This window comes from Candidatus Atribacteria bacterium (genome assembly GCA_011056645.1).
GTDB classification, from domain to species: domain Bacteria; phylum Atribacterota; class Phoenicimicrobiia; order Phoenicimicrobiales; family Phoenicimicrobiaceae; genus Sediminicultor; species Sediminicultor quartus.
Genome location: DSEL01000096.1, coordinates 1 through 14,238, shown reverse-complemented (window position 1 = coordinate 14,238; position 14,238 = coordinate 1). Strand labels below are relative to the sequence as shown.

The window sequence follows — 14,238 nt, the reverse complement described above, 5'->3', positions numbered from 1 at the left end:
TGAATGAAATATATTATTTTTTATCTTTTAAATAAACTACCCAGTATAAGGCAGCTACAAAGAAAGCTCCACCGACAATATTTCCCAAAGTAACGGGAATTAAATTGTTGGCGATAAATCCTCCCCAAGTAAGGTTGGTTAATTTTCCGGCAAGACCAGCCGCGGCTACTACATCAACATTGCCTTTTAACATCAATCCCATAGGTACAAAATACATATTTGCCACGCAATGTTCAAATCCGCTAGCAACAAAAGCCATAATAGGGAAATATATGGCAAGTATTTTTCCTGCTACATCTTTAGCAGCAACTGCCAACCAAACCGCTAAACATACTAACCAGTTACACCCAATAGCGCGAGCAAAAGCTGAACCCCAGGTAAGATTAACTTTTCCGTTGGCAATGGCTAAAGCTTTAGCCCCTACAGCAAAATCACCAGTTTTCCAAAGATCTGTAGCAAACATGATCCAAACCAATAATAGTGAACCTATAAAATTAGCTATATAAATCCAAAACCAACTATTAAGCAGTTTTTTAATGGTCACATCACCATTTAAGGTGCCAACTACAATTAAGTTATTTCCGGTAAATAACTCGGCTCCGGCAATAACGACCAAAATAAGTCCTACTGCAAAAACACTTCCAAATAGGAATTTACTAATTCCTACTCCCACAAATTTAGCAGCATCAAAGCTGACCATTGTTGCCAGCTCCGAACCAAAACCAATAAAAGCACCCGCTAAAATTCCTAAAATCATCATCTGAATCCAGGACAAACCGGTTTTCTTTTGACCTATTGCACAAAAAGCATTAGCCACACCTGCCGGTGGATTACATGCAGGGGCAATTTCCTGTACGATCTGAATTTTTTCCTTTTCTGTACTCATTTTTATTTCCTCCTCTTTAACCTTTATTTAGGATATTTTCTTTATGTTTATAGCACACACTTTATACTCTGGAATCTTGGAAACAGGGTCAAGAGCAGCGTTGGTAAGTAGATTAGCAGCGGCTTCATGAAAATGAAAGCTCATGAAAACAACTCCCTTTCCAGATTTTTCAGTAACTTGGATCTTAGCTCTAATTTTTCCACGACGAGAGGCTACCTCTACAAATTCTCCATCTTTAACCCTTAGGTCTTCTGCATCTTGAGGATTAATTTCCACTAATGCTTCCGGATAAATTTCGTTTAGTCCTTTTGATCTTCGCGTTATAGTCCCTGTATGGAAATGATATAATACTCGTCCGGTAGTAAGGAGTAAGGGATACTCTTCGTCCGGCAGTTCGGCAGCTTCTTTAAATTCCACCACTGAGAATTTTCCTTTACCTCTACTGAATTTTCCTTTATGCAGATACTTGGTTCCTGGATGATTCGCATCCAGACAAGGCCATTGTAATCCCCCGTTATCCAATCGATTATAAAACATTCCACCATAAATAGGTGTAAGACTGGCAATTTCTTCCATAATTTCTGCCGGGTTATTATAGCTCATATTATATTCCATCTTTTGAGCTAACTCACTAATAATCTGCCATTCCGGCTTTGAATCCCCTACTGGTTCAATAGCTTTTCTTATCCTTTGCACTCTCCTTTCTGTATTAGTTATGGTCCCATCCTTTTCGGCTAAAGTAACTCCCGGTAAAACCACATCAGCAAACTCAGTGGTTTCAGTCATAAAGACATCAGAAACCACTAAAAATTCTGTTCTTTTTAGTGCTTCCCGAGCGTGGTTTAAATCCGGATCAGACATGGCTGGGTTTTCTGCCATAATAAATATGCCTTTTATTTTCCCTTCGTAGGCAGCGTTCAATATTTCAACTACAGTTAATCCTACTTTATCGGATAAATCAACTCCCCAAGCTTGGGAAAATTTCTCCTGCACCTTGGGATCAGCCACACTTTGATAACCCGAGTAAACATTGGGTAACGCTCCCAAATCACAAGCTCCCTGTACATTACTTTGTCCCCGTAAAGGATTCACTCCTGCACTCTCCTTGCCTACATTACCAGTAAGCATTGAGATATTAGCAGTCGATAATACATTATCTGTACCGGTAGTATGCTGAGTAATGCCCATGGAATAAATAAGAGATACATTAGGAGACAAGGCATAAATCCTAGCTGCTTTTCGAATATCTTCAGCAGGCACACCGGTTATTTTTTCTACTATATCCGGAGTAAATTTAAGGACGTTTTTTTTCATTTCTTCATAACCTTCGGTTCTCTCAGCAATAAATTCCTTATCTTCCAAGCCTTCAGTAATGATGACATTCATTAACCCATTAAAAAGAGCTACATCCGTACCAGGACGCTGCCTTAACCATAAAGTGGCATATTTAGCTAATTCAATTTCCCTAGGATCAGCAACGATTAATTTTGCACCATTTTTTGTAACTGCATTTTTAATCTCTAAGGCAATAATAGGATGATTCTCAGTTGTATTCGATCCGGTTAAATAAATAGCTGAAGCTTGAGCAATTTCTTTTATAGAATTAGTCATTGCTCCACTACCAAAAGCTTGAGCCAAACCAGCCACCGTTGCCGAATGACACAAACGAGCACAATGGTCAACATTATTCGTTCCCAAAACGGCTCGTCCAAATTTCATGAGAAGATAATTTTCTTCATTCGTACATTTGGCAGAGGAAAGAACGGCTAAACTATCACTACCATTTTCCTTTTTAATTTGATTGAATTTGTCGCTAACTAACTGAAGAGCTTCTTCCCAGGATGCCTTTTCTAATTGTCCATTTTTTCTAATTAAAGGAGTTGTCAATCGATCATCTCGATGAATATAGTCATAACCAAAACGTCCTTTAACACAGAGATTAATTCCGTTTACTGCACTCTCGGAATTAGAAGTAACTTTTACTACTTTTCCGTCTTTAATATTAAAATCAAAATTACATCCGCATCCACAATAATTACAGGTAGTTTTTACTTTTTCAAACTCCCAGGCTCTTCCTTTCCCTTGAGCGGCTTTGTCAATTAAAGCACCGACTGGGCAAACCGCCACACACTGCCCGCATGAAACACATGCTGAATATCTTAAACCAACATCTACGTCAGCAATAATCTTTGTTTGTGAGCTTCGATATCCAAAATCGATAGCATGCGTTTGTTGAACTTCATTACACATTTCTACACATCTACCACATAAAATACACTTATTCAAATCCCGAACAATAAAAGGATTGGATTCATCCAAGGGTATCTGGTTTTTACTTCGTTCAAATCTCGACTGCTTTACTCCTAATTCATATGCTAAATCCTCCAAGTCACAAGAGCCATTTTTCTCACAGGTCATACAATCCAGAGGATGACTAGCTATTAAAAGCTCCAATACTATTTTACGAGCTTTAATAACTCTTTCGCTATGGGTGTGGATGATTAGACCCTCTCTTACCGGATAAACACAAGAAGCTGCTAAGGTTGGTAATCCTTCTATCTCTACTACACAAACTCGGCAAGAGCCAGGGGTAAATCCAAGTTCAGGCATAGCACATAGGGTAGGTATCTTAATACCTAATTCTGTAGCTACTTCTAATACGGTCTTCCCCTCTTGCACCATTACCTCCCTTCCATCGATAGTTATTTTCACTTCTTTCATCATGAATTTATTCTCCTTATTTTATTTATCTAAGATTTTTAATTTTTATCTTTATAATGTTTATCAAAGCTTTTTATTAGCTTTGTATTTCTATTAAAAGAAGATTTACTTCATTAACAGATTGTAGTACTCTTCAGGAAAAAAATTTAACGAATTTAATAAAGAATTAGGAGCACTTTGACCCAGTGGACAGAAAGAAGCATCTTGCATATTTTCTCCTAATAATTTCAAGGTTTCTAAGTCTTCAACCTTACCTTTTCCCGAATCAATTTTATCTAATATTTCATAGATATATCTGGTGCCTTCCCGACAAGGAGTACACTTACCACAAGATTCATGAACGAAAAATTTCATACAGCATTTTATAAAATCTATCACGGATACTGATTCATTCATGATTAATATAGCACCCGATCCCAGACTATAACCACCTTCTTTTAAAGATTGAAAATCAAGAGGGATATCTAAAAATTTAGCAGAAAGAATATTACCGGCAGTACCTCCTATTTGAGTCATTTTAAAATTCCCTGAAGATATTCCCCCCGCATAATCGTAAATAATCTCCCTTAGGGTTACTCCCATAGGAACCTCTACTACACCTGGACGATTTACGTGTCCTAATACTGCATAAACTTTAGTACCTGGAGAATTTTCTGTCCCAAATTTTCTAAACCATTCGGCACCATTCGAAATAATCGGAGCAATATTTGCAAAGGTCTCTACATTGTTTACATTAGTGGGTTTAGCTAAAAATCCAGATTCGGCGGGAAAAGGCGGCTTAAATCTTGGTTGTCCTCTAAAACCCTCCATAGAATTTAAAAGAGTTGTCTCTTCTCCACAGACATAAGAACCTGCTCCGATCTTAATCTTTACCTCGAAATCAAAATCTGTTCCAAAGATATTTTTTCCTAAAAGGCCTAATTTTTCAGCATCTTCTATCGCTTTTTTTAATCTTTGGATGGATAATTGGTATTCCCCGCGGATATAAATATAACCGGTATTAGCCCCTATAGCATAACCGCAGATAGCCATTCCTTCTAAAACTTTATGAGGGTCTCCTTCCATTATTAAACGATCCTTAAAGGTGCCCGGTTCTCCCTCATCAGCATTACAAATAATATATTTTGGATTTGTTTTCGCCTTTGCAGCAAAAGACCATTTTAAGCCTGTAGGAAAACCGGCTCCCCCTCTTCCTTGTAATCCGGAATCTTTTACTATTTGTATCACTTCTGATGATGTTTTTTCTTTTAAAACAACTCCCAATGCTTCATATCCACCTACTCCTATGTATTCTTCAATGTTTTCCGGGTCAATTCTTCCACAGTTATCCAAAACAATTCTTCCGTAATATTGCACTTTTCGGGAATCATTTTCGGATAATTCTATTTCTGGATGTAATTTTTCAGCAAGAAGTAGTTTTTCATAAGGTCTTCCTTTAATAAATCTTTCTTGAATAAATTCTGTAATATCTTCCTCGGTTACATTCCCATACATTTCCCCTGTCGGATAAATGCCGACAACTACTCCTTTATTAATTGGTCCAAAACTCCCGGTTTCAACTACCTGAATTTGTTCAGAAAGACCTTGCTTGTTTAGCTCGATAATTAATTTTGTCTTTATCTTTCTTGCTCCGGAAAGGACAGAATTTCCATCAATACTTATCAAAATTTGGGCGATATTCCTTTTTGTCATGGTTATTTCCTCTCCTTTTCCTGAATTTGTTCTAATATTTCATTGATCTTCTTTTCATTTAAATTCCCATAGGCTTCATCATTAATCATCATGGCTGGAGCTACCCCACAGATTCCTAAACAACTAGTCCCTTCTAAAGTAAAAAGTCCGTCTCGAGTTGTCTCTCCTTCTTTAATACCTAATTTCGTTTCTATAGCTTTGAAAATCGTTTGGGCTCCTAATAAATGGCAAGGAGGACTATCGCAAACTCTAATGATATATTTGCCACGTGGAGTAAAGCTATACATGGTGTAAAAAGAAGCAGTCCCTTTAATATCGGATAAGGGTATCTTCATGTTTTCACTTAGCGTTTTGATATTTTCTTCGCTGATATAATTCTGGAGACTTTGGTTCTGAATATCATGTAAAATCTGCAGCAAATTCTCTCTTTTGTTCCCATATTTATTTACAATTTCTTTTATTGTCATAATCACTCCTCTTCTTTCTTAAATTCACAGCGCAAGCATCTTTCGGATTCTTTGCAAGCAATATCACTTTCCCAGGTCTTTTCGACTTCAGTAAAAGAAATTCTTTCTCCCACTGGAATTAGAATATTTTTTGACCGTTCATATTTTACTGGCTCTTTTTCGGGGTCGAATTCTACTTCAATCGGATCCATAATATTCCAGGGATACTCTTCTTGGCCACCGCTTAAATATTTATCAATGGCTTCAGCTGCTCCCTGCGCTTGAGCTATTGCCTCTACTACAGTAGATGGACCGGTTACTACATCGCCACCAGCGAAAATATCTTCAGACATAGTTTCTCCCTGGTGAGAAGAACAACAGATCGTTCTGTCTCTATTCAATTTAACCAATTCATTATCAAATAAACCATCTAAAGATGGTCTCTGTCCAATGGCTAAAATTAAAAAGCTTACTTCTTTCGTAAAAGAAGATGTTTCTATTTCAATAGGTCTTCGTCTGCCAGATTTATCAAACTCAGCAAGCCGCATATTTACCAATTCGACGGTTACTTTATGGTTAGAGTTTGGTTTAACTGTTTTGATATTTTGAAGAAGTTGAATTTTTATTCCCTCATTTTCTGCTTCCTTAATTTCTTCAATCTCTGCAGGCATTTCCTCTCTGGTTCGGCGATAAACGATGGTTACATCTGCTCCCATTCTCCTGGCAGTTCTAGCTGCATCTATCGCAGTATTTCCTCCCCCAATGACAACTACCTCCTGACCTATAGCGATCTTCTCATTATTATTGATTTTATACAAAAAATCCAATCCGCTCATCACTTTATCATTCCCATCTATACCTTCAATCGGGGGCATAATTGAATCTGCTGTTCCTACAGCAACATAAAAGGCTTTAAAATCTTGTTTCCTAAGTTCATCAATGGTGAAATCTTTACCAATTTTGGTATTGGTTTTTATCTTTACTCCGTATTGAGATAGGGCTTTAATTTCTTTTTCCACTATATTTTTAGGAAGTCTATAGGAAGGGATAGCATAAGTTAGCATTCCTCCTGTTTTAGCTTCGGATTCGAAAACAGTAACCTCGTACCCCAGCATAGTAAGAAAATAGGCATTAGATAGTCCGGATGGACCAGAGCCAATAACCGCTACTTTTATTCCCTTAGAATTTTGTTTTTCAGGAAAACATGTTACATAATCGTCTATTGAATCAGCCATGAATCGTTTTACAGAACGAATACTGACTGCTGAATCAAGATCCTTTCTTCTACATTTGGCTTCACATTGATGAGGACACACCCGTCCACAGACCGCAGGAAAAGGATTATTCTTTAAATGTATTTCCAAGGCTCTTCTAAAATTGCCTTCCTTGGTGTAAGCAAGGTATCCAGGTACATTTACCGAAGCAGGACATTCATTGGAACAGGGAGAGTATACAAGTTCTGCACATACTCCCGCCCGGCATTTTTTATCCCGAATATGTTCGATATATTCTTCTCTAAAATATCTCAAAGTTGCTTCTATGGGATTAGGAGCAGTTTGACCTAATGCACAAAGAGAAGTCTGTTTTATCTGAGAGGATAATTCTTCCAGAGTATCTAAATCTTCCATTTTCCCTTTTCCCTTACAGATCCTTTCGAGAATATTTAACATAATCCGCGTACCTTCCCGACAGGGAGTACATTTTCCGCAAGATTCTTCCTGAATAAATTCCATAAAGTAACGGGCTAGATCGACCATGCAGGTATCTTCATCCATAATAATCAATCCACCTGAACCCATAATAGCCCCAAGTTCCTTTAGTGCTTCATAATCAACTCTTACATTTAGATGTTCAGCCGGTATACAACCTCCCGAAGGGCCACCAATTTGCACTGCTTTTAATTTTTTATTATTAGGGATTCCCCCTCCGATATCATAGATAATTGTTCCCAAAGGCATTCCAATAGGAATTTCGATAAGTCCGGTATTATTTATATCACCGGCTAAAGCAAATACTTTTGTACCTCTGCTCTTTTCTGTTCCCACAGAAGCAAAATCATCCGCACCATTTAAAATGATATAGGGGATATTGGCAAATGTTTCTACATTATTTAATACTGTAGGACATTCAAATAATCCTTTTTGAGCGGGGTAAGGAGGTCTTGGACGAGGTTGCCCTCTCTTCCCTTCTATGGAACGCATTAGTGCGGTTTCTTCACCACAGACAAAAGCGCCTGCCCCCATTCTAAGCTCCATATCAAAATTAAAGCCAGTACCTAAAATATTTTTTCCCAAAAGGCCATTTTTTCTTGCTTGTCCAATGGCAACTGATAATCTTTCTATTGCTAAAGGATATTCAGCTCTGACATAAATATAGCCCTGATCCGCTCCAATGGCATATCCACAGATCATCATAGCTTCCATTACACTATGGGGATCTCCCTCTAAAATACTCCTATCCATAAAGGCACCGGGATCACCTTCATCTGCATTACAACATACATATTTTTGTTTACCCTGTGAGGCAGCAGTAAATTGCCATTTTAAACCGGTAGGGAACCCTGCTCCGCCTCGTCCTCTCAGGCCCGATTTTTTAATCTCTTCAATGACTTGTTGGGGACTCATTTCAGTTAACACTTTCCCCAAAGCCATATATCCATCAGCAGCAATATACTCTTCAATTTCTAAGGGATTTATCATGCCACAATTCCGTAGAGCTATTTTTCTCTGCAGTTTAAAGAAATCTATATTATTAAACATCTCAACCATTTCTTCGGTTTTCGGTTTTTTATAAAATAAACGTTTTACTACTCTACCTTTTAATAGGTGTTCCCGAACGATCTCTTCAGCATCTTCGGGCTTGACTTTCTGATAGAATACACCCTCCGGATAGATAACTATAATCGGGCCTAATTCACAAGTGCCCATACATCCGGTAGTGATCACATCAACTTCATTTTGAAGCCCTGCTTTAGCTATTGCCTTTTCCATTGTTTCTTTAACGCTCCCCGCATTGGAAGAAATGCAGGCTCCTCCATAACAAAGCAAAACATGTGCCCTTAAATTATACATATTAATATTTCCTACCTTATCTATTTGTATTGTTCTAAAATTTTATTCAACTTTTTTGCCGATATCCGACCGTGAACATCTTTATCGATCATAATAACCGGAGCCAATCCGCAGGCCCCCAGGCATCTTTGTACCCCCAAAGAAAATCTCCTATCTTCGGTGGTTTCTCCAATTTTTATACCCAGTTTTTTTTCTATTTCTTCCACTATTTTTTTCGCACCACGCACGTAACAGGCTGTTCCCAAACAGATGGTAATGGTATGTCTGCCGGTTGGGAAAATCTTAAAATAAGAATAAAAAGTAACCACTCCGGTTACGACACTTACCGGAGTATTCGTCTCTTTAGCCACAAAATTTTGTACTTCTGCTGGGAGATATCCAAATATCGCCTGTGCTGCATGGAGTATCGGAATTAAATAACCTTTCTTATCCTTATTTTGGTTAATAAATTCTTTTAATTGTTCATACTTTTGTAAGTCAGTAAGTTCTTTCTCATTGCAAAGACATGCCATAATTATTTCCCCTTTGAAAAAAGATATTTTTCTACAATTTCACCTTTTAAAATGTGTTTCTCAAATATTTCTTCGGCTGCTTTTTGATCAACTTTCCCATAAATAACTTGCTCCCTGCCTTCCATGTATAGCTGAATCATGGGTTCCTGTTCGCAAAACCCTGCACAACCCGCAGTTGTCACTATAGTATCGGGTGTATCGTTCTTGGCAATAAGATCAATAAGAACATTCATAGTCTCTCGAGCTCCGGCAGCGATACCACAAGTTCCCAGGCAGACCACAATCTTAGTTCGATGTTTTCCGGTACGTAACTCTAAATCTTTCTTTACTCTCTCTCTAATTTTTTTTAGTTCTTCTAAGTTTTTCATCTTCCTCCCCTTCATTTTTACTTTATTAAATAACTTTCAGATAAATTTCCGATTCTGAGCGGTAAAAATATTTATTAAATATTTCTATCAGTTTAAAATATCCCGAATTGGGAATCAATTCTAATTGTTTTTAGTTCTCGATCTATAGAATCATAAATAAAATCTCGCACTTCTTTCTGTTGCATTTCGGAATAACTCACTACTTCTCTGATCTTCTTACTGTTAAAAACTGATGATTTTCGCTTATTTTTCTTTTGAATAAAAATAGAGAAACTGACTTCTGGCCAACTATATATCGCGTCTACAAATGCTCTAGCAATATCCCCAAAAGGTTTAGCATCAATATGGGCAATATCTATCTTAAATTTTAAAATTATCCCTCTTTTCTTTCTATTGCGTATTTTAAGGAAACCACCGGTGCTCTCTACTGCTCGCTTTAAAAGAGGGAGTCCCAATCCAACTCTTCTTGTCTTACGTGAGGTTATAAAAGGATCGGTGACATCCCCATCTTTGATTCCACTACCATTATCTTCTATCTTACAAAAAAAAAGTTTGTCTCTGTTTTCCAAGAAAATTTTAACTTCTGTAGCTCCAGCTTTTACGGAATTTTCTAAAACATCAAATAAGTGATCTGCCAGGTTTCTCATTATTGTTTACTTCTTCTTAAAAAAATTTTTCAAAGATATAAAATCTCGAATCTTTTCCTGCTTATCCTCCATATAAAAGAGCCCAATATCCTCGATCCCATGACTATCCGAACCGGCGATTATCGGAAAACCGCTCAGGACACTGCCCAAATAAAATTTTTCCTTTCTCCATTTGAATTTAGAAACTTCTACCGCATCGTAATCTGCTTCCGGATCCAAAAACCCTAATTGACTGAGCAAGCTAAATCTATCTTTATCAATATGAGCAGGAATAGCAGCTCCTTTTAGGCTATGCACCAAATCTACCAAATTATCTAATCCTATATTTAAAGCCACCTGCCGTAAGGTATCGTCAATTCCGATAATTTCACCTTTTAGGTCGTAGTATAATTGATTTCCAAAAATTTTAGCATTATTCTTCTTTCCGGGTAAATAGCTCTTTATTTCTTTTCCCATTTTTAAAATTGCATCGACATCGGGAAAATAAGCCAAGAGATGAACTTCTTCCCGGCTGGTTAGTTCCACTCCAGGAATGACTCGAATAGATCTATTCTCACTCAGCTTGCAGGCTAAAATTGAATGCTGAATAGTATTGTGATCGGTAATAGATATAAGGTTAAGTTCTTTCTGAATTGCCTGCTCTAAAATGAGCTGAGGTGACATTATATCATCACCGCAAGCAGAAAGAGCAGAATGGATATGTAAATCAATCCTTTGCAGTTTCAGCCTCCATCAGACAATATATTTCTCCGCATACAGTAAAAGAATCTTTATTGGTTCGGAATAAATTAATCTTTTCTTCTTCTGCCTTTTTAATTACCTCTTTATCTACCGTTACATTATTAGTAAATACAATAGATTGGATATCTTTGATAAGGGCAACTGCTATACTATTCTTGTGCGCCTGGATAGTGATCCAGATGCATTCCGTTTTAGCATGAGCCATAACATCAGACATTAAATCTCCACAATACCCGTTTTCAATCTCACAATCGTTACAAAAAACAATTTTTTCTAATTGGCATTGATTAACTATTTCACTTAACTTCATTTTTTACCCCCAAATCGATTATTGCTTTTAGTTCTGTCCCTGTTTCCAAAGAAGATTTGATCTCTAATTTATCAGCATACCTTTTGATATTAGGAAGCCCCATTCCAGCACCAAAACCCAAAGCTCTGATTTTTTCAGAAGCGGTGGTAAATCCCGGTTTTAGAGCTAGATCAACATCTGGAATTCCCGGACCCTTATCATGAGCATAGATTACTGCATTATTATCACTATTAACCTTAATAGTTATACTTCCCCCCAAGGAATGAAGGCAAATATTCATCTCGGCCTCATAGCAGACAATAGCAATTCTACGAATAATATCTTTATTGACTCCCAGGTTCTGAAAATATTTTTTGGATATACTGGCCACTCTACCGGCATTATTAAAATCATCTCCTTTGACTTCAAACCTAAGTGGCTTTTTAACAATATTTTTAATTGAATCATGGGAAATTTGTGTATTCTTTATTTCTTTATCTTCCACCTTTTCGGCAATTGATTGGACTACTACCAACAATCTATTCAAAATATCACTCAACGTAATGATGCCAACAATTTTTTTACTATTTAAAGATTGAGTAACCGGAAGTCTCCCCACCTTAAATTTTTCCAATTTATTGATTGCCGAAACTACTGAAAAATTTTGCGGTATAGTGATTACGTTTCTACTCATATAATCAGTAATTTTATTATCCACATAACCCTTATCAAAGGCAGTAATGACATCATCAATACTAGTGATCCCAATAATATTCTTTTCTTCGTCGAGAATAGGCACTCCGGATATTTTTTTTTCCTTAAGCTGCAATTGAATCTCTCTAAAGGTAGCGTTTTCCCCAGAAAAGATTACTTCTTTTGACATAGCTTCTTTAACCTTGATTTGGTAAATCAGCTCATTAACTAAGGTTAACTTTTCTTTGGAATAATACGTACTCATTTCTTTTTCTCTTCTTTCATTAATTCCTCAACAATTTTTCTACAGGAAGAAAACATCAAGTTATCCGTCTTTAAAAGGGGGATCTGGTGAGATTTGGCTAAACCTATTGCTTCTTGGGGAGGTAGTTTGCTTCGCACAAAAACAATAGCAATGGCTCCGGTTAATTCAGCCGTACGAACCACCTGCGCAGAGGTTAATCCGGTTAAGAGTACATATTCATCCTTGGAATAGGCTAAGATATCACTTAAAAGATCACATGCACCAAAATCGGTAATTTCCTGATCTAAAAAATCTTCACCACATAACACTTCCGCATCTAACACGCGAATTAAATCTTTAATTTTCATAATAAGCCTTCTCTCAAGATTCATTTAATATATAAATCTTTCTTAATCTTCGTTATTCATTTATTGTGAAATATATCACAAGAAATACAAAATGATTTTATCACAGGTTTAAATAATATGTCAACCCTTCAAATTCAATAGACAGATCGACATTATGTATTCTAATTTCCGGGGGCAAAACGATATGTACAGGGGCAAAATTTAAAACGGCTTTCACTCCACCAGCAACCATTTTATCCGCTACTTTCTGGGCTGAGTCGGCGGGTACTGCCAATATCCCGATTCCTATTTTTTCTGTCAAGATAAATTTTTCTATTTCTTTTATATCATAAATAAAAATATGGCCAAGTTTCTTGCCAATTTTTGAGCGATTGTTATCAAAAATTCCCTTGATGATAAAGCCTCTTTTTTGGAAACCTTTATACTTTACCAAGGCTTTACCCAAATTCCCTGCTCCGGCAATAATAATTGACCATTCTTTATCTAATCCTAATATCTTTTTTAATTCTCTGTTAAGATCTACTAAGGGGTACCCTAATCCTCTTTTACCAAATTCTCCGAAATAAGCCAGGTCTTTACGGATTTGTGCTGAATTTATTCCGGTCATTTCTGCAATTTCAAATGAAGGAATAATTTTTAACCGATTTCCTTTTTCCCTTTCTAATATTTTCTCCAAACATCTGTGATAAATAGATAATCGATTAATGGTAACGGAAGGAATGTTAGTTTTCTTCAAATCAAAATTTCCTTTTCTTCTTATCTACTGGTGACAAAGATAGGGTAACCCAATTGTTTTAACTTTTGAGATACGTTTTGGGCTTCCTCGTAGCTTTTATATTCCCCTACCTGTGTTTTATAAAGACTTTTTCCTTTAACTACGTAAGTCTGGTATCCTTTTACTCTTATTTCTTCCGCTAAATTTCGGGCATTTATTTCTTGGGAGAAAGCTCCTACTTGAACAGTGTACACTTTCTGGTCAGAGGTCAATTTAGATTCCTTTACTACTTCTACTTCGGGTTCTATCTTTGTAGCCGTATTTAGGCTAGGCACAGTAACGGGTGGTTTCTCTTCGGAAATAATCTCTTTTGTTATTTCTTCCTCTAGAGATTTCTCCTTTTCTTCAAACTTTTCTTCGGCTTCTTTTTGTGGCAGTATCTCAGGTTCTCTTACTACGAGTGGAGATTCTACTTTTCCTTCTTCTATAATTGCCGGTTCTTCGGGGGGAATATAACTCCTATCTCGAGCTAAATTAAAAGCCACACCCAAAATGATTATTGCGCCTATTAAGATAATAAAGGTTTCCAGATTGCTTCTGCTTTTCCTCTTATAAATCCTACTCGCTTTTCTCATATTAAATAATACTCCTATACTAATACTAACTTTTGGATAGATAAAAGTTCATCTTGTATTTTTTATATTATATAACAATATACTTTAATTATTCTACAAAATATTTTAAAAACCTTCTTTTTTCTTTTAATTTATTATATTATTTAGTTTGTTAAATATTTTTTATTATGATAACATAAAATAATCGTTAGTCGTTAGTAGATAGTATAT

Annotated in this window: 14 protein-coding genes; all 14 read right to left on the bottom strand. The window is 36.5% G+C overall.

All coding sequences use genetic code 11. The features are described from left to right. Positions 1-13 precede the first annotated feature (13 nt). The 14 genes from ENO17_03995 to ENO17_03930 all read right to left on the bottom strand — a co-directional run bounded on the left by ENO17_03995 (position 14) and on the right by ENO17_03930 (position 14,028). Positions 14-886, bottom strand: a complete 873-nt coding sequence (locus tag ENO17_03995; GenBank protein ID HER24198.1) for a formate/nitrite transporter family protein — start codon at positions 884-886, stop codon at positions 14-16. A gap of 27 nt (positions 887-913) precedes the next feature. Continuing rightward, complete coding sequence (locus tag ENO17_03990; protein HER24197.1) at positions 914-3,607, bottom strand: formate dehydrogenase subunit alpha; 2,694 nt, start codon at positions 3,605-3,607, stop codon at positions 914-916. A 105-nt stretch (positions 3,608-3,712) separates the two neighbouring features. Beyond that, a complete protein-coding gene (nuoF, locus tag ENO17_03985; GenBank protein HER24196.1) occupies positions 3,713-5,299 on the bottom strand; it encodes an NADH-quinone oxidoreductase subunit NuoF in 1,587 nt (528 codons plus the stop codon). Between the two features lie 2 nt (positions 5,300-5,301). Beyond that, entirely contained in the window at positions 5,302-5,766 is a 465-nt protein-coding gene (gene nuoE / locus ENO17_03980) for an NADH-quinone oxidoreductase subunit NuoE (GenBank protein HER24195.1), read from the bottom strand. A 2-nt stretch (positions 5,767-5,768) separates the two neighbouring features. After that, the gene (gene nuoF / locus ENO17_03975; GenBank protein ID HER24194.1) at positions 5,769-8,816 is read right to left on the bottom strand and encodes an NADH-quinone oxidoreductase subunit NuoF; all 3,048 of its coding nucleotides are present in this window, start codon (positions 8,814-8,816) and stop codon (positions 5,769-5,771) included. A gap of 20 nt (positions 8,817-8,836) precedes the next feature. Continuing rightward, positions 8,837-9,328 carry an NAD(P)H-dependent oxidoreductase subunit E gene (locus ENO17_03970; protein ID HER24193.1) on the bottom strand — a complete coding sequence of 164 codons (492 nt, stop codon included), beginning with the start codon at positions 9,326-9,328 and terminating at the stop codon, positions 8,837-8,839. A gap of 2 nt (positions 9,329-9,330) precedes the next feature. Beyond that, positions 9,331-9,696, bottom strand: coding sequence for a (2Fe-2S) ferredoxin domain-containing protein (locus tag ENO17_03965; protein HER24192.1), 366 nt, complete (start codon positions 9,694-9,696; stop codon positions 9,331-9,333). A 92-nt stretch (positions 9,697-9,788) separates the two neighbouring features. Next, entirely contained in the window at positions 9,789-10,343 is a 555-nt protein-coding gene (locus ENO17_03960; protein HER24191.1) for an ATP-binding protein, read from the bottom strand. A gap of 6 nt (positions 10,344-10,349) precedes the next feature. Next, entirely contained in the window at positions 10,350-11,006 is a 657-nt protein-coding gene (locus ENO17_03955; GenBank protein HER24190.1) for a hypothetical protein, read from the bottom strand. Positions 11,007-11,049: 43 nt separating this feature from the next. Beyond that, entirely contained in the window at positions 11,050-11,394 is a 345-nt protein-coding gene (locus tag ENO17_03950) for an iron-sulfur binding hydrogenase (GenBank protein ID HER24189.1), read from the bottom strand. After that, positions 11,381-12,331: a CBS domain-containing protein gene (locus tag ENO17_03945; GenBank protein HER24188.1), complete on the bottom strand. Its 951-nt coding sequence runs from the start codon at positions 12,329-12,331 to the stop codon at positions 11,381-11,383. Before ENO17_03945 ends, ENO17_03950 begins: the two co-directional genes overlap by 14 nt. Beyond that, positions 12,328-12,678, bottom strand: coding sequence for a hypothetical protein (locus tag ENO17_03940; GenBank protein ID HER24187.1), 351 nt, complete (start codon positions 12,676-12,678; stop codon positions 12,328-12,330). Before ENO17_03940 ends, ENO17_03945 begins: the two co-directional genes overlap by 4 nt. A gap of 100 nt (positions 12,679-12,778) precedes the next feature. Then, entirely contained in the window at positions 12,779-13,414 is a 636-nt protein-coding gene (locus ENO17_03935; GenBank protein HER24186.1) for a redox-sensing transcriptional repressor Rex, read from the bottom strand. A 20-nt stretch (positions 13,415-13,434) separates the two neighbouring features. Further along, positions 13,435-14,028: an SPOR domain-containing protein gene (locus ENO17_03930; GenBank protein HER24185.1), complete on the bottom strand. Its 594-nt coding sequence runs from the start codon at positions 14,026-14,028 to the stop codon at positions 13,435-13,437. Between the last annotated feature and the right edge of the window lie 210 nt (positions 14,029-14,238).

Coding starts and splice junctions, on each gene's coding strand:
- ENO17_03995 (HER24198.1), bottom strand. CDS start 886: ATGAGTACAGAAAAGGAAAAAATTCAGATCGTACAGGAAATTGCCCCT.
- nuoF (HER24196.1), bottom strand. CDS start 5,299: ATGACAAAAAGGAATATCGCCCAAATTTTGATAAGTATTGATGGAAAT.
- ENO17_03940 (HER24187.1), bottom strand. CDS start 12,678: ATGAAAATTAAAGATTTAATTCGCGTGTTAGATGCGGAAGTGTTATGT.
- ENO17_03990 (HER24197.1), bottom strand. CDS start 3,607: ATGAAAGAAGTGAAAATAACTATCGATGGAAGGGAGGTAATGGTGCAA.
- ENO17_03965 (HER24192.1), bottom strand. CDS start 9,696: ATGAAAAACTTAGAAGAACTAAAAAAAATTAGAGAGAGAGTAAAGAAA.
- ENO17_03950 (HER24189.1), bottom strand. CDS start 11,394: ATGAAGTTAAGTGAAATAGTTAATCAATGCCAATTAGAAAAAATTGTT.
- nuoF (HER24194.1), bottom strand. CDS start 8,816: ATGTATAATTTAAGGGCACATGTTTTGCTTTGTTATGGAGGAGCCTGC.
- ENO17_03945 (HER24188.1), bottom strand. CDS start 12,331: ATGAGTACGTATTATTCCAAAGAAAAGTTAACCTTAGTTAATGAGCTG.
- ENO17_03960 (HER24191.1), bottom strand. CDS start 10,343: ATGAGAAACCTGGCAGATCACTTATTTGATGTTTTAGAAAATTCCGTA.
- ENO17_03955 (HER24190.1), bottom strand. CDS start 11,006: ATGTCACCTCAGCTCATTTTAGAGCAGGCAATTCAGAAAGAACTTAAC.
- ENO17_03970 (HER24193.1), bottom strand. CDS start 9,328: ATGGCATGTCTTTGCAATGAGAAAGAACTTACTGACTTACAAAAGTAT.
- ENO17_03930 (HER24185.1), bottom strand. CDS start 14,028: ATGAGAAAAGCGAGTAGGATTTATAAGAGGAAAAGCAGAAGCAATCTG.
- nuoE (HER24195.1), bottom strand. CDS start 5,766: ATGACAATAAAAGAAATTGTAAATAAATATGGGAACAAAAGAGAGAAT.